Raw genomic sequence first — 19,208 nt, 5'->3', positions numbered from 1 at the left:
CGCCTGAAGCTCCATCAGAGCTTCGCGGTAAATCAATCCAGTCAAAAAAGAGGCCGGAAATTTCCGGCCTCTTTTCGTTTGTTCGCTAACGCCGTTCGCAGCTCAGTCCGCGTGCACCGGCATCAGCTTCGGGTCTGGCTTTTCGGCGTGGTGCGGCAGGTCCTTGCTGGCGATGAAGGTGTAGAACATCGGCACCACGAACAGGGTGAACATGGTTCCGACCAGGATGCCGGTGAAGATCACGAGGCCCATCGAATAGCGCGCCGCCGCACCAGCACCACTGGACACGATCAGCGGCACGACGCCGAGCGCCATCGCCGCTGTCGTCATCAGGATCGGCCGCAAGCGCACCTTGGCCGAGGCGACGATCGCATCGCGCCGCCTCATGCCATGCAGCTCGCGCTGCTGGTTGGCGAACTCGACCAGAAGAATGCCATGCTTGGTGATCAGACCTATCAGTGTGATCAGGCCGACCTGCGTGTAGATATTGAGCGTTCCAAGCCCCAGATTGAGCGGCACGATGGCGCCAAAGATCGACAGTGGCACCGCCATCATGATGATCAGCGGGTCGCGGAAGCTTTCGAACTGCGCCGCCAGCACCAGATAGATGACGATTACGGCGGCTGCGAACGCGATAAGGATCGTGTTGCCCTGCTCCTTCTCCTGCCGGGACTGGCCGGAATAATCGATGAAGAAGGTATCGGGCAGGCTCTCCTTGGCAAGGTTCTCCAGGGTCTGCAGCCCGTCGCCCGTGGTGACGCCGGGAAGCGGCAGCGCTGATATCGTCGCCGAGTTCAGCTGGTTGAACTGCTCGATCGCGGCCGGCGCGGCGTTGGTCGAAATCTTCACCACCGCTGAAAGCGGCACCATTTCGCCGGTCACGCTACGCACGAAATATTCGCCGAGCTTCTCGGGATTGTCGCGGAATTCCTTCGGCACCTGCGGGATGATGTCGTAGCTGTTGGAGTCGCGGTCGAACTGAGCCACTTCGGCGCCGCCGACCAGCAGCGTCAGCGTCTGGCCGATGTCGGCGATCGGCAGGTTGAGAGCCGCCGCGCGGTCGCGGTCGATGGTCACCGTCACCTGCGGAGCGTCAAAGGACATCGAGTTTTGCACGACGATGAAGCGGCCGGAGGCCTGCGCCTTGTTCTTAATCTGCTCGGCCGCCTCGTAGACCTCGGCGGAACCACCGGTCGAGCGCACCACCATGGAGATCGGCAGGCCGCCGCCGGAGCCCGGCAGCGTCGGCGGCGCGAAGACGAAGGCCTCGACGCCGGCCACCTTGCCGAGGCGTCCCTGGATATCGGCTTGAAGCTCCTTTGAGTTGCGCTGGCGCTCGGCCCAATCCTTGAAGGCGAAGCCGACAAAGGCGCCGTTGGTGGCGCCGCCAAAGGCAACGGCGGAGAATTGCGCCCTGGTTTCGGGAATGTCCTTCACCAGGCCGAGGATCTGGTTGACGTAGGTCTCGGTGTAGTCCGAGGTCGCGTAGCGCGGTGCCGTCACGATCGACAACAGGAAGCCCTGGTCCTCTTCCGGCGCCAGTTCGCTCGAGGTCTTGGTGAACATGAAGCCGGTGAGCGCAACCAGCGCCACGACCATCAGCAGCGTCACCGGTCGATTTCTCAAGGAGGCGGTTACCGCCCGCTCATAGACATGCTCGACACGGCTGAAGGTTCCGTCGACGACGCGCTGGAAGCGACTGTGCGATCCCGCCTTGAGCAGACGCGCCGCCATCATCGGCGTGATGGTGACGGCTATGAGGCCGGACAGCACCACCGAACCGGCGAGCGTCACCGCGAACTCGCGGAACAGCGCGCCGGTCAGGCCGCCGGTGAAGGCCAGCGGCGCGAACACGGCGGCGAGCGTGATGGTCATGGCCACGATGGCGGAGAAAATCTCGCGCATGCCGTTGAAGGCCGCCTGCATCGGCGACATGTGGTCCTCCTCCATGTGGCGATGAATGTTCTCCACCACCACGATAGCGTCGTCGACGACAAGGCCGATGGCCAGCACCATGGCCAGCAGCGACAGAAGGTTGATCGAATAGCCGACCGCAAACAAAAGGAAGCAGACGCCGACCAGCGACAGCGGGATGGTCACGATCGGCATCATCACCGAGCGGAATGAGCCGAGGAACAACAGGATGACCACGACGACGATGGCGACGGCTTCGGCGATGGTCTTGAACACTTCATCGATCGAGGCGCTGATCTGTTCGGTGGAATCGTAAACGATTTCGATGGTCATGCCTTTCGGCAGCGTCTCTTGAATCAAAGGCACGATCTTGTGGATCGCCTCCGCCGTTGTCAGCGGGTTGGCGGCCGGCGTCGGGAAGATGGCGAGGAAGGTGCCGGGCTTGCCATTGAAGCTCACCCTCGTGTCGGTGCTCTCGGCGGCAAGCTCGACTCGCGCCACGTCGCGCAAGCGCACCACCTGGCCGTCCGTCGAGCGCAGCGGAAGCTCGGCAAAGGCCTCAGGCGTCTGCAGCGTCGAGCGAACCGTGATCGAGGAGACGACATATTCGTTCTCGGTGTTGCCGGGCGCCGACAGGAAGTTGGAGTTGTTGATCGCCGCCAGCACTTCGGCGGCGGTGACGCCACGCGCAGCAAGCTTGACCGGGTCGATCCAGACCCGCATCGAATATTCCTCGGCGCCGAAGATCTGCACGTCGGCGACACCTTCGACCGTCGACATGCGGGGCCGCACGACACGCTCGATATATTCGGTGAGCTGCTCCTTGCTCATGTTCGGATTCTGCATCGAGATGTACATCATCGCGAACTCTTGGCCGGTGCCCTTGACGATGACCGGGTCCTTGGATGCATCCGGCAAGGTGCCGCGTACGCCCTGCACTTTCGACAGGACCTCGGTCAGCGCGACATCCGGATTGGAGCCGAGCTTCATCTGGACGACCACAGTGCTCGAAGACGGCCGGCTGGACGAGGTGACGTAGTCGATGTTCTCGGTCGAGGCGACGGCCCGCGCGATCGGGGCGGAGATGAAGCCCTGGATCAGGTCGGCGCTGGCGCCGGGATAGGCGGTGGTGATGGTGATCGCCGTCTCGTCAACCTTGGGATACTGCCGGATCGACAGGTTGAAGATGCCCTGGAACCCGAGGAGCAGGATCATGCAGGCGAGGACGGTGGAGAGGACCGGCCGGCGAATGAAGATGTCGGAAAAGTTCATTGCTGAGCCTGCTGGTTAGCCGACTTGCTGGGATCAATGGTGTTGTCGACAGCGACGGACATGCCGTTGAAGAGACGGTTCTGACCGGCGGTGACGACCTCGTCCCCGGCCTTGATGCCCTCGATGATCTCGACCATGCCGTCGTTGCGGCGGCCGGGCTTCACGAACACCTGCGACAGCACGAGCGCCGGCTTTTCCGGTTCTGCCGCGGGCTTCGCGGGGTCGACAGCCGGCTTGTCCGCGGGCTTCGCCGCGGCGTCTTCGGCAGCCGGTTTCGCGCCGGCCGGCTTTGCATCTGCCGCCGGCTTTGCCGCGTCGGCCCCTGCAGCAGGCTTTTCCTCGGGTTTCGCGGCTGGGGCGCCTTCCGCCGGCTTCGCCGGAACGACGACGAAGACGAAGTCGCCATAGAGGCTCGACGTCAATGCCGTCTGCGGCAAGGACAGAATGTTTTTCTCCTGCGGCAGCTCGACGCGAACCTGGACGAACTGGCCGGGCGTCAGCTTGCCGTCGGGGTTGGCGACCTCGCCGCGCACGGACACCAGGCGGCTTGAAGCGTCGATCTTGGGATCGATGCCGCGAATGGAGCCGGCAAACGGCATGTCGGCGCCGCCGCCGGTGCCGCCGAGGCCGAGCCGCACGGCCTGGCCTATCTTGAGCAGCGGCAGCTGCTGTTCGGGTACCGAGAAATCGACCCGCATGGTGTCCAGATCCTGCAAGGTCACCACTGCGTTGCCGGGCGAGAGATATTGGCCGAGGTCGATCTTGGGGATGCCCACGGTGCCGGCGAAAGGCGCCGTCAGCTGCTTCTGATCAAGCACGGCCTGCAGCTTGTTGACCTGCGCGGCGGAGGCCGATGCAGCGGCTTGAGCGGTGTCGAGCGTGGCATCCGTTCCGACGCCGCGCCGCTGCAGTTCCAGCGCGCGTTCGAGCGCCGTCTTGTCGGACACGGACTGCGCCTTGGCCGCGACGAGATCCGCGCGTTCGACGGCATCGTCGAGCTGCAGCAGGACCGAATCGACAGGCACCTTCTGGTTGGCGTGGAAAAGGATGTCCTTGACGATGCCGCTGGTCTCGACGGTAAGGTCGACACCGCGCACGGCGCGTACCGTGCCGATCGCCTCGACGCCCGGCGTCCAGTCGGAAGGCTTGACGACAACCGTCGATACGGTCGTCGCCGGCGGCTTCATGGTGGCGAAATACTGTTTGATAGCGTTGTCGCGGAACAGGTTGAAGCCGACAACGCCGACGCACACCAGAGCGAGCAGAAGCAGAATTGCGGTGATAGAGATGAAGCGCTTCACGAACTGTCCCCTCGGCCGGTTTCCGGCAAAATAGCCGAATAGCGGGACACTTATCGACGCCAGGTCCCGATTACAAATGACGGCGAACTTACTGTACCGTCTGGACGGTCTTGTCAATTCCGCCTAGGCTGGTGCGGGGGAAGGGATCGATGAAGACCCAAAGGGCAAATTCGCGCGACAAGATACTCGCCGCCGCCGCCGATGTCGCACGTGAGGCCGGTCCCGGCAGCCTGTCGCTTGACGCCGTCGCCAGCCGCGCCGGCGTGTCAAAAGGCGGCCTGTTATATAACTTTCCGACCAAGGCCAAACTGATGCAGGGCCTGGTGGAGAATTACCTGCGCGCGTTCGAGCTGGCGCTGGAATCGGGCCGTGTCGCCGGCGCCAGCGGTGAGAACCTGCTCGCCACCTATATCCGGCTCTCGGCGGATGATTGCGAGGAGCCGAAGCCGACGGCTTCGTGGATATTCTCGGCGATCGCCGAGGATCCGGATTTCCTGACGCCGATAAAAGCCTTCAAGTCGCAGCTGCTGCAGCGGCTGAAGAGCGAGACGCCGGACCTGAAGACGCTGCTGGTCTGCTTTCTGGCCATCGAAGGGCTGCGCAGCATGAACCTCTTCGATTCCGACGTGCTTTCCGCCGACGAACGCCGCTTGCTGGTATCGGCCCTGCTGGAGATTGCGGGATAGCTCAAGGCGTCGGGTCGAAGAAGCGATACGGGCCGGGCGGAAAGGACGGTTGGTGAGCGGCATGGCATAGGCACGCATCACGACATCGGCGATTTCAAGCTACAGCCCCCTGATTCGTTGGATTGATGGTTCAGGAATGACTGCGCGAATGCGCGGCCGACTATGTTGCGCCGCACCATAACACTGCCGTGTCAGCCTTGAGACGGCGCTCGGCGAGGCCGGCAAAGCGCGTTTTAGGGCTGTGATGGCGCCGACATATGGTTATGGCATTGTCATGTTGCGGCGCACAAACTATGTGCCTTTGTAGTCCTCACAACAGTCGCGAGATCTCCATGGGTTCCCTGTCTTCGAAGAATGCGCTCGTCACCGGATCGACCAGCGGCATTGGTGTGGCCATTGCGCGCGCCCTTGCCGCCGAGGGCGCCAACGTCACGATCAACGGCCTTGGCGAAGCCGCGGCGATCGAACAGGAGCGCGCCGGCATCGAGAAGGATTTCGGCGTCCGGTGCCGCTACTCCGGCGCCAACATGATGGACGGCGCAGCGGTGACCGCCATGGTGCACGAAGCAGAGCAGGCCTTGGGCAGCCTCGACATTCTGGTCAACAATGCCGGGATACAGCATGTCGCGCCAATCGAGGAGTTTCCCGATGACAAGTGGGAAGCCATCATCCGCATCAATCTGCTGGCCGCCTTTTACGCGATCAAGGCGGTGGTGCCCGGCATGAAGGCGCGCAAATGGGGCCGCATCATCAATACCGCGTCGGCGCACGCACTGGTCGCCTCGCCGTTCAAGTCGGCTTACGTCTCGGCCAAGCACGGCATAGCGGGTCTGACCAAGACGGTAGCGCTGGAAGTCGCGCAGGACGGCATCACCGTCAACGCCATCGCGCCCGGCTATGTCTGGACGTCACTGGTCGAAAAGCAGATCCCCGACACGATGAAGGCGCGCGGCATGACCGAGGAACAGGTCAAGCGCGACGTGCTCCTGGCGGCACAGCCGACGAAGCAATTCGTAACCGTCGAGGAGCTCGCCGCGCTGACGCTGTTTCTGTGCTCGGACTCGGCCAGGCAGATTACCGGCACGACTTTGCCGATGGATGGCGGCTGGACGGCGCAGTAGGCGCGGTCCCCCGGCGCCGCTCTTTCCTTGACAAAGACGAAGGATCAATCCAGCATTGTGGCAAGGGGTTCCTTCGCGACGACCCCGTGAGGCGTCAGCCCAATGATCGCGTCCAAACTCTCACTCTGGAGGTGGACGCCATGCCGTCAACAACCGCAATCACCGTAGCGCAGCTTTCCCGCCTTGTCGGTCTGTCCGACGCGCCTGTTCTTGTCGATGTCCGCATCGACGAAGACTACGACGCCGATCCGCGGCTGCTTCCGGCCTCGTGCCGGCGCGACTTCAAGTCTGTTTCGAGCTGGGCGGCCGAGTTCACGGGGGCTCATGCTGTCGTCATCTGCCAGAAGGGGCTGAAGCTCTCGCAAGGCGTTGCCGCATGGCTGCGCCATGAGGGCATTGCTGCCGAATCCCTTGAAGGCGGCTTCGAGGCGTGGCAGGCGGCCAAGGGACTTCTGGTCAAGGCCGACAAGATACCGCCCCGCGACGACAAGGGCCGCACGGTCTGGGTGACGCGTGCCCGCCCCAAGGTCGACCGCATTGCCTGTCCCTGGCTGATCCGCCGCTTCGTCGATCCCTCGGCGGTGTTCCTGTTTGTCGAGCCGTCTGAAGTGCTGGCGGCCGCCGATCGGTTTGGGGCGGTTGCCTTCGACATCGACGACGTGTTCTGGAGCCATCGCGGCGAGCGCTGCACCTTCGACACGATGATCGAAGAGTTCGGGTTGCGGTCCGAAGCGCTCGATCGCCTTGCGCTGATCGTGCGTGCAGCCGATACGGCGCGCCTCGATCTCGTACCGCAGGCGGCCGGGTTCCTCGCTGCATCGCTCGGGCTGTCGCGCATGTTCCGCGACGATCTCGAACAGCTTGATGCCGGCATGCTGCTCTACGATGCGTTCTTCAGATGGTGCCGCGATGCCACTGACGAAACCCACAATTGGCCCAGCGCGGGCAAAGCGCCATGAGCGCCCTCGCCGCGGACGACGATGCACAGGCTACCGAGGCTCCGATGGTCCCGACCTTCCGCCAAGCCGCGAAACTGTGGGCAAGGATCGGCCTGCTCTCCTTCGGCGGGCCGGCCGGACAGATCGCGCTGATGCACAAGGAATTGGTCGAGGATCGCCGCTGGATCGGCGAGCAGCGGTTCCTGCATGCGCTCAACTACTGCATGCTTCTGCCAGGCCCCGAGGCACAGCAGCTCGCCATCTATATCGGCTGGCTGCTGCACCGGACCGCCGGCGGCCTCGTTGCCGGCATCCTGTTCGTGCTGCCCGGTGCGTTTGTCATGCTGGGCCTCAGCATCTTCTACGTGCTTTACAATGATGCGCCCGTCATCGAGGCGCTGTTTTTCGGCATCAAGGCGGCGGTGCTGGCCGTCGTCGTCGAGGCGGTCCTCCGCATCGGCAAACGGGCGCTCAAGAACCGGGTGGTGATGGCGATCGCGGTGGCCGCGTTCCTTGCCATTTATGTCATAAGGCTGCCGTTTCCGCTGATCATCCTGGTTGCAGGGCTGACCGGCTGGATCGGCAACCGCTTGGCACCGGCGCGTTTTTCCGGAGCCGCACGTGGCAAGGACAATTTGCCCGATGTCAGGGGCGCCGTCGACGTCATGTTCGAACGCGGCGAACTCGCTCACACCAAGCCGACGAAATGGCACGCGCCGCGCACCATCGCGATCTGGCTGCCGATCTGGCTCGGGCCGGTCGTACTGATCCTGGCGCTGACCGGCCCTGCCAGTGTTTGGGCACAGCTTGGCGGCTTCTTCAGCCTGATGGCGGTGGTCACATTCGGCGGCGCCTACGCCGCACTCTCCTATGTCGCGCAGGCAGCGGTGACCTCGTTCGGCTGGCTGGCGCCGGGTGAAATGGTCGATGGGCTTGGCCTGGCCGAGACGACGCCGGGACCATTGATCCTGGTGCTGCAATTCGTCGGCTTCGTCGCCGCCTATCGTCACGCCGGTGCGATGGGACCGCTTGTGGCCGGATCGCTCGGCGCATTGCTGACGCTCTGGGTGACGTTCGTGCCGTGCTTCTTCTGGATCTTTCTCGGTGCCCCCTACATCGAGGCGCTGCGCGGCAACAAGGCACTGTCGGCGGCGCTGAGTGCGATCACGGCGGCTGTCGTCGGCGTGGTGATGAACCTTGCGCTGTGGTTCGCACTGCATGTCGTCTTCGGCGCGGTGCACCGCGTTGGCCTGGGCATGGAGGTGCCGGTGCTGTCGTCGCTGGATTGGCGTGCCGCGCTGCTGGCGGCAGCCGCTATGGTCGCGATGCTGAAACTGAGGATCGGCATGCTGCCGACATTGGCCGGCTCGGCGCTGGCCGGACTGGCGCTGCTGGCCTTGCCTGCGTAGCGTCCGAAGGCGCGACCAGCCATTATCACAGCCGGATTTTTGAGGTATGCCGGGCCGGCGCACAACGGTCGCGGGCGCTGGTAGGATCAGCGCTGGCCCCGGAGATACCCTTTACGTCGAACCCGATACCGCCAAGCTGAACCTGCTCGACGCGGAGAGCGGCGCGCTGGCGAACTGATTTGACGAGGTTGGCCGAGCTGTTCAAAGTCGATCCTGGATCGCACAACGGGATATGACATGGTGGATTCCGATCGGATCGACAAGCTGATCGCAGGGGTGCCCCCCGCCTTGGCGCTTCGTGCCGGGCTGGACCTTGGCATCTTCACCTGGCTCGGCGGCGATGCTGCGACTGCCGACAGCCTTGGGGCAGCGCTCAAAGTCGAGCCCGCTCGTCTGTCGCGGCTCCTCTACGCGCTCGCCAGCATCGGTCTCCTCGAGGTCGAGGATGGTCAGTTTCGCAACGGAGCCGAAGCGTCGGAGTTTCTTGACGCGTCCAAGCCGACCTATCGCGGCGGCGATCATGTGCTGCTGCGCGAACTCTGGGGAGCCGACCTTTTGACCGCAGAGTCGCTGCGGCAGAACCGGCCGGCCGCGCTGCACGACTTTTCCGAAGCGGGGCCAGAATCCGCAGCGGCCTTCAGCCGCATGCTCGCACCGGGAGGGGTGATTTTCGGCCGAAATCTCGCCCGTGAACTGGACTTCTCGGCGGTCAGTTCGGTGATCGACATCGGCGGCGGCGCCGGGACCATTCTGGTCGGTCTTCGCGAGCGATGGCCGCATATTGCGGCGACTTTGATGGAACTCCCGACGGTCGCGGCGGTCGCACCAGCGATCCTGTCGGAATACGGTGCCGGCGATGTGGTTGTCGAAGAAGGCGACATAACGGTCGCGCCATCGACCGGCCGGCATGACTTGGCAATCCTGAAGGCCGTCGTCCAGGTCCTGCCGCCGGACCAGGCGCGGAGTTCGATCCTGAACGCGGCGCGTTGCCTCACCCAAGGAGGCGAGATCGCAATTGCGGGGTGGGGTGTCGTCGATGACGACCGCCTCGGCCCGCCTGAGGGTGTCTTTCTCAATCTCACCTTCCTGAACCTCTATCGCGCAGGCGAATCGTACACAGAAGGTCAGTATCGCGCGTGGATGACCGAGGCTGGATTCCGGGATATCTCCAGGTCGCAGCTGACCGACGGCACCACGTTGTTTCGTGGGCGCCTCACGGACTGAACGTGGCTGGAGTGGTTGGTTTCGGGCGTGTGGCCCTCAAAGCCAGCCCCGGAAGGATTGCACAAAGTTCCTGAGGCGGCGTGAGCCGATCTTTCCCCTTTACCGGGCAGCGCGGTGTATCGGCGGTCTTCCTTACTATGAGTTGTTTGGTGCGCGATATCTCTTGAAACTCCTGGCTGTAGGCAACCAGGTAGCCATCGACGGCGGACGTGGGACGCTCCCAATTTGCCTTGTCGTCCTTGTAGTCGGTGTAGTCGTCCCAAATGAGCATGCCGCCAAACTCGAGCATCCCCATGCCAGGACGCTGTCCATCAAGACGCTTTCGCGCTGGTGGCAACCATCGATATAAACCAAGTCGAATTCCGCTCCTACCTGGCGCAGCCTGATCAGCGCGGGCAGCGAGAAGTCCCGAACCTTCGTGACCCGATCGGCGAAGCGCTTCAGATTGTTGTCGAACCTTTTCTCCCGTTTGTGGAAAGGATCGACGCAGGTGATGACGGCTTTCGCAAATAGCTGGCAAAGAAAAGCGCAGAGCGACCTTCCATGGAGCCAATTTCCAGAACCGAAAGGGGCGTGTCCCGCAGCGGTTCAAGAATGGGCATCCACGTCGAAAGCTTGTTCGTCACGTAGTCGCGCTCGGCAAACGAACCTGAAGCGTTGATGCTTTGCCAATCAAAATCCATTCCGATCAGACGCCCCTTCAGTGTACCCGTGATTGTCGTTTCGGCCGAGCTACGGTCAAAGCCTAGAAATTGCGAAGGCGCTTATGGAGGTCGGGGTCCAGATCTTCGATCTGGAAGCGTGCGATGGTTCGATGTTCCTCGTCGTCGCATGGCGTAAAGCCTGGCGGCCACCAGCTCACTAGCTCGCACAAAAGTCTAAATTGAACCGGTGCATCTGCATTCACCTGCCGAACCGAGAGTCTTACGGAGTTCTGAGTCGCAGCGGCGAGCTTCTTCAGATCACCAACGAGATAGCGGGGACAGTAGCCAATCATGGCGGCCGGGTCGCTCGATCTGAGTGCGATAGCATTAGGATCGAACGGATTTTGCATGTCGAGCATTGGGAACAAATGTTCGCCAGGGCGAAGCGCGAGCGTGCGAGCTTGAGCTTGCTCAAGCACGTGCCGCATACCATGACAAAAAAAGACAGTTTCGTAGTGTCCTTTGGGACTCAACTCCGGGACGGGATGAACCTCAAGCGTGTCTGTGGCTCGTTCTCCTCCCATCCGTGCCATGAGCAACAGTGGGTCAGCACTCTGATCAACATGAATTCCGGACCAACGCGCGTATTGGCCAAATTCGGGCCTTCGCTCGTTCATCACACGGTTCGCAAAAATCGGGAAAAGCTCACTCGAGATATAGACCGCGTTTCGGTCGGTCAGCCCCGCGAACGGCGAAAAGTTAGGGGAGTGCAACGCTCCGAATGTGTAGGCAAAAATGTACTGCCCGTAAGCTCGTTGAAGCTTAGCCACCGGATACCATCGCCGAGTGACCGGGTCCTGCCAATTGATGAAGAAAACGTCACTCACCGGCACGCTCCCGCAGTTCGAGCAGTCTACGCTTGTTAGCTGACAATAGGCGAAGGCCGAACACTTTTTGAGCATCACTTATGACAAGCGATGGCACCATGTCGAGAATCTCGGTGACGGAGGCTTCAGAAATGGATTCGAGCTTTTTAAGCCAATAGTTGCGACTGCTCCGATTTGCTCTAGCAGTCAGCGCGAACGCATCAATCGTGCTCAACGGTCGTCGATCCGTCACCTCAGCGAATAAGGCGGAGCGAGCTCGGTTTGCGAAAGCTTCGACCGTGTATCGGGTGTCGTTGGTCGCAAGACGCCTTCCTCTCTCTTTGTCCGATAACTCCCTGCCCAGGCTGGAGGCATGATCGAATGTCGGTGCGAGACGAACTGTTCCATCGCTAGATCGAATAACACCCCAATTTTCGTGATGGCGATCAGTGTTGCCTGTCCAAGCATCAAGAAGCAGATAGCCAATGAAATTGTGCCATGCGGTGCGAAAAAAGGGCCGGAGACTAACGGCGAGCGCAGCAAGCACGCGCCCGACAGTGTGCTCGCGCTGCAGGTATTCTCGGGTTCCATCTCCGCTTTTTGTGGATTGGTTGATCAGTTCGTTCCCTAGGATTAGACGACCGCCTTCCTCTACGAGGGATGGTGTGATGACGCATCGTCTGCCTTCAAATGTCGCCAAATCGTAGTGCGCATGGGATAGTCCCAAGAGCGTTGCGAGTTCGCAAACCACCTTTTCCGCCCAATCCTCGCCGGTATCCGGGCGTCCAAATTTCACAAGGCACAGTTTCTCGCCGTGGGCTACCCAGAATTTCTCTTTCGTGCCTAGGCTCTCCGGGATCTCAGCCTCGGCTTCAATATCGATGATAGGATAGGTTGAGATCACTGAAAAACGACGCTCTCTGCTGCGGCCAGTTCGGCGGCGCTGACATACTACTCTTCTGATGTCGCACCACATGTCGCGTGGAATGGCCGAGTTTCGCAGGAAACCCTTGGAAATCAACGGTAGCCGCTTGCAACATGGAAGCGACATGATCACCAGAACTGATTGGTTTCGTTGAGTGGTGATCCCGACAGGAATCGAACCTGTGACCTACAGATTAGGAATCTGCCGCTCTATCCTACTGAGCTACGGGACCACGCGGCCCGACACATAGCCGCTTCCGATCGTTTCGCCAAGAGGCTCGCCGAAGGCAATGAAGAGGCCGGCCGAAGGCTAATCGGCCGGCCTTTCGTCGGGGCAGGTCAGGCTGCCAGCGCCGTTTCGGCCAGTTTCACCCAGTAGCTCATGCCGTGCGGTATGACTTCGTCGTTGAAGTCGTAGGCCGGATGATGGAGGCCGGCGGTCTCGCCATTGCCGATGAAGATGAAGGCGCCAGGTCGGGCTTCCAGCATGTAGGAGAAGTCTTCGCCGCCCATCACCGGCTGGATGGCGCGGTGGACCTGGGTGTCGCCGGCGACATTTGCCGCGACATCGCCGGCAAAGACCGTTTCTTCCGGATGATTGAAGGTCACGGGATAGTTGGCGTCATAGTCGACAGTGATCGTCGCGCCGAAGGCGGTGGCTATTCCTTCGCAGATGGTGCGGATGCGCTCTTCCGATTTCTTGGCGATCTCTTTCTTCAGTGTGCGCACCGTGCCGGCAATCTCGGCGGTCTCGGGAATGACGTTGTAGGCGTCGCCGGCGTGGAACTTCGTCACCGAAACCACCACGGCCTCGACCGGATCGGTGCTGCGCGAAGCGACCGTCTGCAGGGCGCCGACCAGCTGGCTGGTGATGACGATCGGGTCGATCGTGCCGTGCGGCATCGCCGCATGGCCGCCGCGGCCCTTGACCGTGATGGTGAACTCGGCGGTCGCCGCCATGATGGGACCCGGCCGGATGGCGAACTGGCCCACCGGCAGGCCCGGCATGTTGTGCATGCCAAAGACGCGCGAAATGTCGAAACGCTCCATCATGCCGTCCTTGACCATCTCGTTGCCGCCGCCGCCGCCCTCTTCGGCCGGCTGGAAGATAACCGCGACCGAACCGGCGAAATTGCGCGTTTCGGTCAGATATTTGGCGGCGCCCAAAAGCATCGCCGTATGGCCGTCATGGCCACAGGCGTGCATTTTGCCGGGAACGGTCGAGGCATAGGGCTTGCCGGTGATCTCGTTGATCGGCAGCGCGTCCATGTCGGCGCGCAAGCCGATGGTCGCGCCTTGCCCCTTGCGGCCATGGATGATGCCGACCACGCCGGTCTTGCCGAGGCCCGTCACCACGTCGTCGCAGCCGAATTCCTTCAGCTTCTCGGTGACGAAGGCGGCGGTCTTGAAGACATCGAAATTCAGTTCTGGCGTCTGGTGCAGATGGCGTCGCCAGCCGGCAACTTCATCCTGCATCTCGGCGGCGCGGTTGAGAATCGGCATAATGGTTCCATCTCGCTGTTGGAGCAGACGATCTGGCCTGCTTGATTGCAATTGTGATTGCCATGCTTGTTGCCATCTTGGCACTTTGCCATCTTGGCGTCACATAGGGTAAATAGCACCCCAGACAATGTGATCCGGAAATTGAGGGCCGGATCAGGTCATGCTGGCCATCGCGTAACGAAATCTTACGGAGCCAGGGGCGACTACGGCAAGAGGCGATTTCGGATTCCATGATGCGGCACAGCCATATCCTCAAATTACTGCTAACGGGCGGCTTGGCGCTACCTATGCTGGCTGGGCCAGCTTTGGCCAATCCGGTGATCCTGTTCGACCTCAACAGCGGCAAGGTTCTGCAGCACCAGGACGCCTTCAAGCGCTGGTATCCCGCTTCGCTGAGCAAGCTGATGACCGCCTATGTCACCTTCCGGGCGATTGCCGCCGGCGAGGTCCAGCTCGATTCACCGATCAAGGTGACCAAGCATTCGGCGGGCGAACCGCCGAGCAAGATGGGCTTCAAGCCGGGCTCGGTGATGCGGCTCGACAATGCGTTGAAGATGATGCTGGTCAAATCGGCCAACGATATCGCCATGGCCATCGGCGAAAACATAGGCGGCTCGCAGGCCGGATTCGCCGTTCGCATGAATGCGGAGGCGGCGCGGCTTGGCATGACCGGAACGCATTTCGTCAATCCGAACGGCCTGTTTTCGCCGGAGCAGTACACGACGGCGCGCGATCTTGCCCTGCTGGTGATGGCGATCCGCAAGGAATTCCCGCAATACGCCCCCTGGTTCTCGATCGAAGGCCTTGCCGTCGGCAAGAAGGCGATCTCCAACTACAATCTCTTGATCGGGCGCTATCCAGGCGCCGACGGCATGAAAACCGGGTTCGTCTGTCCCTCGGGCTTCAACATGATCGGCTCGGCGACACGCAATGGCCGCACGCTGGTCGCGGTCGTGCTCGGCGAAAAATCGGCGATCAGCCGTGCCGAGACCGCCGCCAGGCTGCTTGACCAGGGCTTTGCCATGCCCGACCCGAACTGGCTCACGGTCGCGGCCATGCCTTCCTATGGCGATACAATGTCACCCAACGACATGCATGATGAGATCTGCAGGAAGAAGGCGCCGCACGAGCAGTCCGAGGCGGCTCCGCCGGTGGCCGCGAAGGGCGCCGACGTGCCGAAATCGCCCTATCAGGAAAAGCTCGACCACGTGCCGACGCTGGTTGCAGTCGGCCTCGGCGGCGCCACCGGGCCGGCGCCGAAGGCGATGCGCGACCAGGGCGGCCAGGAATACGCCGATGTGCCGCTGCCGAGCTGGCGGCCAGACATTCCGGCGCCAAAGGGCGCCGAACCGGCCGTGGTGGGTCAGGCAACCGCGGTGCAGGGCGACCAGCTGGTCAAAGCCGCGAACTAGGCGATGGTTGGCTTTCCGATACCCGTCACGGTGGTCACCGGCTTCCTCGGCGCCGGCAAGACGACATTGCTCAACCGGCTGCTCAAAGATCCGGCACTGGTCGACACGGCCGTCATCATCAACGAATTCGGTGAGGTGGCGATCGACCACCTGCTGGTCGAGCAGGCCTCGGACGGCATCATCCAGTTGTCCGACGGCTGTCTGTGCTGCACGGTGCGCGGCGAACTGGTCGATACGCTGGCTGACCTCGTCGACCGGCTGCAGACCGGCCGTATCGCCCGCCTTGCCCGCGTCGTTGTCGAAACCACCGGGCTCGCCGATCCGGCGCCGGTGCTGCAGTCGATCATGGCGCATCCCGCCCTTGTGCAGGCCTTCCGACTTGATGGCGTCATCACGCTGGTCGACGCGGTCAACGGCAATGCGACGCTCGACGGCCATGTCGAGGCGGTCAAGCAGGTGGCGGTCGCCGATCGCATCGTGCTGACCAAGGTCGATCTGGCCAGCGATCCCGGCGACGTCGATGCTTTGCGAACGCGACTCCATCAGCTCAATCCAGGCGCCGTGGTGCTGGACGCCGGCGACGGCCGAACCGGCGTCACGGCGCTGTTCGATTGCGGCCTCTACAATCCGGCGACCAAATCCGCCGATGTCCGGCGCTGGCTCGGCGAAGAAGCCGCCCATGAGCACCACCATCATCATGATCATGACCACGGCGAGCATGAGCACCACCACCGCCACGATTCCCGCGTGCGCTCCTACTCGCTGGTCCATGACGGCCCGGTGCCGTTTTCGGCGATCGAGATGTTCCTCGACCTGCTGCGTTCTGCGCATGGCGACAAGCTTTTGCGGATGAAGGGCGTCATCGAGCTTGCGGAGGACCCGTCGCGGCCGCTTGTCGTCCACGGGGTGCAGAAGATCCTGCATCCGCCGGCGCGGCTGCTGGCCTGGCCGGACGGCCAACGCGGCACCAGGCTGGTGCTGATCACGCTCGATATGCCGGAAGATTATGTGCGCCGGCTGTTTTCCGCCTTCACCAACCGGCCGTCGATCGACACGCCGGATCGCGCGGCGTTGGAGAGCAATCCGCTGGCGATAGCCGGGGGCTGATTGTCAGGCTCGCTATGCGCCGCGTTCGACCAGGAAGCGGTGGCCGCCGCTGACGGCTGATGTTTCAACAAGCTGGTGGCCAGCGTCGGCGCAAAAGGCGGGGATGTCGATGACCGCCAGCGGGTCGGTGGTCTCCAGCCAAAGCCGGCTGCCCGGCTGCATTGCCGCCAAGCGTTTTTTCGCCTTGAGAACGGGCAGGGGGCAGTTCAGGCCCTTGAGGTCATAGATCGCGGTGTGATTTGTTTGTTTGTCTTCATGCATGTCTTTGTCCCAAAACCGCTGCGCACTTTTGGGCGACATGCATCGGCAAGGCGAAAAACCTCAGCCGCCGAACATGCCTAGCAGCTTGTTCTTGATCTTCGACATCCGGCTTTCGTCCGCCGGCGGTTCTGCAGGCACCGCCTCGACGCTCGCAGTGGCGACCGGCTGCTGGGGGGCCTGCTTGGCTGCTTCCTTTTCGGCCAGCGCTTGGGCCTTTGCGGCTTGCTTTTCAGCCAGTGCCTGGGCCTTGGCGGCTTTCGCAGCCTCGATGGCAGCAACCCGCTGTTCCTCGGCCTTGCGCTTGGCTTCCTTCTCTGCGTCCAGCGCCGCCATCTTGCGGCCGGCGGGCGAATCGATGCGGCCCATGCGCGCCGTCTCGGTCAGCGTGCCGTCGGAATTCAGCGACGGCGGTTCGATCGGCACGCGCTCGCCCCGGGCGCGGCGCTTCGACCATTCGGAAACGATGGCGGCTTCCTTGATGCCGGCAATGGTCGGCTTGGGCGCCGGCACGCTGGCTTTGACCGCGCCGGTGAAGGCCGCGTCATAGCTGCTTTGATAGGCGTTGAGTGCGCTCTTCAGCGAATCCGGCTGCGTGGTCGCCGGGCAGGCGCCGGTCGGATCGAATGTCGTGCCCTCGGGGGCCACCTGGTTGAAGACATAGCGCTTGTCGCAGACATCGACCTTCGGTGGCACCTTGGTGATCTCGAAATTGTCGTAACCGACCTTCAGCATCTTCCAGAACTCATAGTTCGGGTCGTTGCGGTAGCGCGCCATGTTGGCGGCGGTCATGCGGAACGGGAAGGCCTGGATCTGGAACTCGGTCTGGCCGCCCTGGAAGGCATCGCGACCAAAAGCGTAGATCTGCTCGATCTGCGGATCGGTCATCGAATAACAGCCCGACGACGAGCAGGCGCCGTGCACCATCAGATTGGCGCCGGTGCGGCCATTGGCACGGTCATAGGCGTTGGGATAGCCGATGTTGAAGGACAGATGATAGTTCGAGCGCGGATTCATCTGCGACGGGCGGACCGTATAGAAACCTTCCGGCGCCTGGCGGTCGCCCTCGGTGTATTTTGGGCCGAGCTTGCCCGACCATTTGCAGATGTCGTAGCTGGCGACCATCTCGTAGCGGCCGGTGGTCTTGGCCTTCCAGATTTCGAGCTTGCCTTCTTCCTTGAAGATGCGGGCCATCACCGACGAGGTGCGGATCATGCCCTTGGCCTTCATGTCGGCCAGGATCTTGTCCGGCAGCGGCTTGCTGGCTTCCGGCGCAAAATTCTTCATCGAGGAATCGTTGCAGCCGGCAACGCCAAGCGCGGCGATCAGAAGTCCAGTGCGGGCAAGCTTGGTAAACATGGATACGGCTATGTCTTTTTCTCGCGTCACGGCCGGATAGCGCCCGGGCCTGCATGCTGAACACCGACGGACCCTAAGCCCGTTAACCTTGAAAATTCCTTACCGCAAGCATCGGAAGGCGCCCCCCACGGCAATTCGCTCGGTGTCACGGATTTTTTATTGAGCCGAATGCGGCGGCATTTTTGTGGCGAAATTGCTCCTTGACGCCACATTGCGGTGCGCTGCCGGCAAAAATCAGAGGCTGCGGCCCATCGCCAGATATTTTTCGCGGCGCTGTTCGCGAAAATCGGTGTTGGCGCCGGCAAAATCCTTCATCGTCTTGGCGATGAGGTCGCCGGTGGCGGCGATCACCGTTTCGGGCGCGCGCTGGGCGCCGCCGAGCGGCTCGGCAATGATGGCGTCGATGATCTTCATTTCCAGAAGGTCCTGGGCGGTGATCTTCATGTTGGTCGCCGCATCTTTCGAGCGCGTGGTGTCGCGCCACAGGATCGAGGCAGCGCCTTCCGGCGAGATCACCGAATAGATGGCGTGTTCCAGCATGTAGACGCGGTTGGCGGTGGCGATCGCAATGGCGCCGCCCGAACCGCCTTCGCCGATTACAACCGAAATCGATGGCACTTTGAGGCCGAGGCAGGCCGAGGTTGAGCGGGCGATGGCTTCAGCCTGGCCGCGTTCCTCGGCGCCAACGCCGGGGTAGGCGCCGGCGGTGTCAACCAGCGTCAGAAGTGGGATCTGGAAACGGTCGGCAAGTTCCATCAGCCGCACGGCCTTGCGGTAGCCTTCAGGGCGCACCGAGCCGAAATTGTGCTTGAGCCGGCTCGCCGTGTCGGAGCCCTTTTCCTGACCGATGACGGCCACCGGTTCGCCGCGGAAGCGGGCGAAGCCGCCGATGATCGCCTGGTCCTCGCCGAAATTGCGGTCGCCGGCGAGCGGCGTGAAATCGCTGAACAGACCCTTGATGTAGTCGAGGCAATGCGGCCTGTCGGTGTGGCGCGCGACCTGCACCTTCTGCCACGGCGTCAGCGCCTTGTAGATGTCGCGCAGCGCGTCGCGCACGCGCTTCTCGAGCCGGCTGATTTCGTCGCCGACGTCGACCGCCTCGCCATTCTCGGCAAGCTTCTTCAGCTCGAGGATCTTGAGTTCAAGGTCCTGCACCGGCTTTTCGAAATCGAGGTAATTGTACATTCTTGAGCGGACCGATGCGTCGGAAGGCAAACATCGCGCAGATGTAGGCTCCGCGCGGGCACGTTGCCCTCACATAGCGATATGA

General features: G+C 62.3%; 17 protein-coding genes, 1 tRNA gene and 1 pseudogene. 7 read left to right on the top strand and 12 right to left on the bottom strand.

Annotated elements, in window-relative coordinates:
* Positions 1-102 precede the first annotated feature (102 nt).
* Together AC3CCE_RS08870 and AC3CCE_RS08865 are read right to left on the bottom strand one after the other, a co-directional pair.
* Positions 103-3,186: an efflux RND transporter permease subunit gene (locus tag AC3CCE_RS08870; protein WP_023696405.1), complete on the bottom strand. Its 3,084-nt coding sequence runs from the start codon at positions 3,184-3,186 to the stop codon at positions 103-105.
* Positions 3,183-4,487: an efflux RND transporter periplasmic adaptor subunit gene (locus AC3CCE_RS08865; protein WP_023735209.1), complete on the bottom strand. Its 1,305-nt coding sequence runs from the start codon at positions 4,485-4,487 to the stop codon at positions 3,183-3,185. Before AC3CCE_RS08865 ends, AC3CCE_RS08870 begins: the two co-directional genes overlap by 4 nt.
* Before the next feature lie 149 nt (positions 4,488-4,636).
* Here AC3CCE_RS08865 and AC3CCE_RS08860 point away from each other — a divergent pair, with 149 nt between their 5' ends.
* From AC3CCE_RS08860 to AC3CCE_RS08840, 5 genes are all read left to right on the top strand, one after another.
* On the top strand, positions 4,637-5,173 hold the full coding sequence (locus AC3CCE_RS08860) for a TetR/AcrR family transcriptional regulator (RefSeq protein WP_023824982.1): 537 nt from the start codon (positions 4,637-4,639) through the stop codon (positions 5,171-5,173).
* A gap of 332 nt (positions 5,174-5,505) precedes the next feature.
* Complete coding sequence (locus tag AC3CCE_RS08855) at positions 5,506-6,294, top strand: 3-hydroxybutyrate dehydrogenase (RefSeq protein WP_352511847.1); 789 nt, start codon at positions 5,506-5,508, stop codon at positions 6,292-6,294.
* A 140-nt stretch (positions 6,295-6,434) separates the two neighbouring features.
* Positions 6,435-7,253: a chromate resistance protein ChrB domain-containing protein gene (locus AC3CCE_RS08850; RefSeq protein WP_023670055.1), complete on the top strand. Its 819-nt coding sequence runs from the start codon at positions 6,435-6,437 to the stop codon at positions 7,251-7,253.
* On the top strand, positions 7,250-8,641 hold the full coding sequence (chrA, locus tag AC3CCE_RS08845; RefSeq protein ID WP_352623546.1) for a chromate efflux transporter: 1,392 nt from the start codon (positions 7,250-7,252) through the stop codon (positions 8,639-8,641). The genes AC3CCE_RS08850 and chrA overlap by 4 nt, the downstream gene beginning before the upstream one ends.
* A 237-nt stretch (positions 8,642-8,878) precedes the next feature.
* Positions 8,879-9,865, top strand: coding sequence for a methyltransferase (locus AC3CCE_RS08840; RefSeq protein WP_352511844.1), 987 nt, complete (start codon positions 8,879-8,881; stop codon positions 9,863-9,865).
* Here AC3CCE_RS08840 and AC3CCE_RS08835 read toward each other — a convergent pair.
* From AC3CCE_RS08835 to AC3CCE_RS08805, 7 genes and pseudogenes are all read right to left on the bottom strand, one after another.
* Positions 9,855-10,160, bottom strand: coding sequence for a hypothetical protein (locus tag AC3CCE_RS08835; protein WP_352511843.1), 306 nt, complete (start codon positions 10,158-10,160; stop codon positions 9,855-9,857). The two genes, AC3CCE_RS08840 and AC3CCE_RS08835, sit on opposite strands and share 11 nt — an antisense overlap.
* 56 nt (positions 10,161-10,216) lie before the next feature.
* A pseudogene (locus tag AC3CCE_RS08830) lies at positions 10,217-10,360 on the bottom strand (hypothetical protein); the annotation flags it as partial.
* A complete protein-coding gene (locus tag AC3CCE_RS08825) occupies positions 10,306-10,548 on the bottom strand; it encodes a hypothetical protein (RefSeq protein ID WP_352511842.1) in 243 nt (80 codons plus the stop codon). The gene AC3CCE_RS08825 and the pseudogene AC3CCE_RS08830, both read right to left, overlap by 55 nt.
* A gap of 62 nt (positions 10,549-10,610) precedes the next feature.
* Positions 10,611-11,396 carry an HIRAN domain-containing protein gene (locus AC3CCE_RS08820; protein ID WP_352511841.1) on the bottom strand — a complete coding sequence of 262 codons (786 nt, stop codon included), beginning with the start codon at positions 11,394-11,396 and terminating at the stop codon, positions 10,611-10,613.
* Positions 11,389-12,279, bottom strand: coding sequence for a HipA domain-containing protein (locus tag AC3CCE_RS08815; protein ID WP_352511839.1), 891 nt, complete (start codon positions 12,277-12,279; stop codon positions 11,389-11,391). Before AC3CCE_RS08815 ends, AC3CCE_RS08820 begins: the two co-directional genes overlap by 8 nt.
* A gap of 176 nt (positions 12,280-12,455) precedes the next feature.
* Positions 12,456-12,532, bottom strand: a tRNA-Arg gene (locus AC3CCE_RS08810).
* 106 nt (positions 12,533-12,638) lie between these two features.
* Positions 12,639-13,802: a M20 aminoacylase family protein gene (locus tag AC3CCE_RS08805; RefSeq protein ID WP_023714991.1), complete on the bottom strand. Its 1,164-nt coding sequence runs from the start codon at positions 13,800-13,802 to the stop codon at positions 12,639-12,641.
* Between the two features lie 233 nt (positions 13,803-14,035).
* On the opposite strand from AC3CCE_RS08805, the gene AC3CCE_RS08800 reads away from it, so the two are divergent.
* Positions 14,036-15,214: a D-alanyl-D-alanine carboxypeptidase family protein gene (locus tag AC3CCE_RS08800; protein WP_352459792.1), complete on the top strand. Its 1,179-nt coding sequence runs from the start codon at positions 14,036-14,038 to the stop codon at positions 15,212-15,214.
* Between the two features lie 3 nt (positions 15,215-15,217).
* Positions 15,218-16,321 carry a CobW family GTP-binding protein gene (locus tag AC3CCE_RS08795; protein ID WP_352511838.1) on the top strand — a complete coding sequence of 368 codons (1,104 nt, stop codon included), beginning with the start codon at positions 15,218-15,220 and terminating at the stop codon, positions 16,319-16,321.
* A gap of 12 nt (positions 16,322-16,333) precedes the next feature.
* Here the strand turns inward: AC3CCE_RS08795 and AC3CCE_RS08790 are convergent, their stop codons facing one another.
* The 3 genes from AC3CCE_RS08790 to AC3CCE_RS08780 form a co-directional block, all read right to left on the bottom strand.
* On the bottom strand, positions 16,334-16,582 hold the full coding sequence (locus AC3CCE_RS08790) for a sulfurtransferase TusA family protein (RefSeq protein ID WP_027050749.1): 249 nt from the start codon (positions 16,580-16,582) through the stop codon (positions 16,334-16,336).
* A 60-nt stretch (positions 16,583-16,642) separates the two neighbouring features.
* Complete coding sequence (locus AC3CCE_RS08785) at positions 16,643-17,938, bottom strand: L,D-transpeptidase family protein (protein WP_352498132.1); 1,296 nt, start codon at positions 17,936-17,938, stop codon at positions 16,643-16,645.
* A gap of 234 nt (positions 17,939-18,172) precedes the next feature.
* Positions 18,173-19,123 carry an acetyl-CoA carboxylase carboxyltransferase subunit alpha gene (locus AC3CCE_RS08780; RefSeq protein WP_023685389.1) on the bottom strand — a complete coding sequence of 317 codons (951 nt, stop codon included), beginning with the start codon at positions 19,121-19,123 and terminating at the stop codon, positions 18,173-18,175.
* Between the last annotated feature and the right edge of the window lie 85 nt (positions 19,124-19,208).

This window comes from Mesorhizobium sp. P160187, assembly GCF_057766425.1.
This window is presented reverse-complemented; position numbering and strand designations above follow the sequence as displayed.

Bases quoted from the DNA above. Each gene is read 5' to 3' on its own strand.
- AC3CCE_RS08855 (WP_352511847.1), top strand. From the start codon at position 5,506: ATGGGTTCCCTGTCTTCGAAGAATGCGCTCGTCACCGGATCGACCAGC.
- AC3CCE_RS08870 (WP_023696405.1), bottom strand. From the start codon at position 3,186: ATGAACTTTTCCGACATCTTCATTCGCCGGCCGGTCCTCTCCACCGTC.
- AC3CCE_RS08800 (WP_352459792.1), top strand. From the start codon at position 14,036: ATGCGGCACAGCCATATCCTCAAATTACTGCTAACGGGCGGCTTGGCG.
- AC3CCE_RS08785 (WP_352498132.1), bottom strand. From the start codon at position 17,938: ATGTTTACCAAGCTTGCCCGCACTGGACTTCTGATCGCCGCGCTTGGC.
- AC3CCE_RS08825 (WP_352511842.1), bottom strand. From the start codon at position 10,548: ATGGATTTTGATTGGCAAAGCATCAACGCTTCAGGTTCGTTTGCCGAG.
- AC3CCE_RS08790 (WP_027050749.1), bottom strand. From the start codon at position 16,582: ATGCATGAAGACAAACAAACAAATCACACCGCGATCTATGACCTCAAG.
- AC3CCE_RS08840 (WP_352511844.1), top strand. From the start codon at position 8,879: ATGGTGGATTCCGATCGGATCGACAAGCTGATCGCAGGGGTGCCCCCC.
- AC3CCE_RS08780 (WP_023685389.1), bottom strand. From the start codon at position 19,123: ATGTACAATTACCTCGATTTCGAAAAGCCGGTGCAGGACCTTGAACTC.
- AC3CCE_RS08835 (WP_352511843.1), bottom strand. From the start codon at position 10,160: ATGGGGATGCTCGAGTTTGGCGGCATGCTCATTTGGGACGACTACACC.
- AC3CCE_RS08850 (WP_023670055.1), top strand. From the start codon at position 6,435: ATGCCGTCAACAACCGCAATCACCGTAGCGCAGCTTTCCCGCCTTGTC.
- AC3CCE_RS08795 (WP_352511838.1), top strand. From the start codon at position 15,218: ATGGTTGGCTTTCCGATACCCGTCACGGTGGTCACCGGCTTCCTCGGC.
- chrA (WP_352623546.1), top strand. From the start codon at position 7,250: ATGAGCGCCCTCGCCGCGGACGACGATGCACAGGCTACCGAGGCTCCG.
- AC3CCE_RS08805 (WP_023714991.1), bottom strand. From the start codon at position 13,802: ATGCCGATTCTCAACCGCGCCGCCGAGATGCAGGATGAAGTTGCCGGC.
- AC3CCE_RS08860 (WP_023824982.1), top strand. From the start codon at position 4,637: ATGAAGACCCAAAGGGCAAATTCGCGCGACAAGATACTCGCCGCCGCC.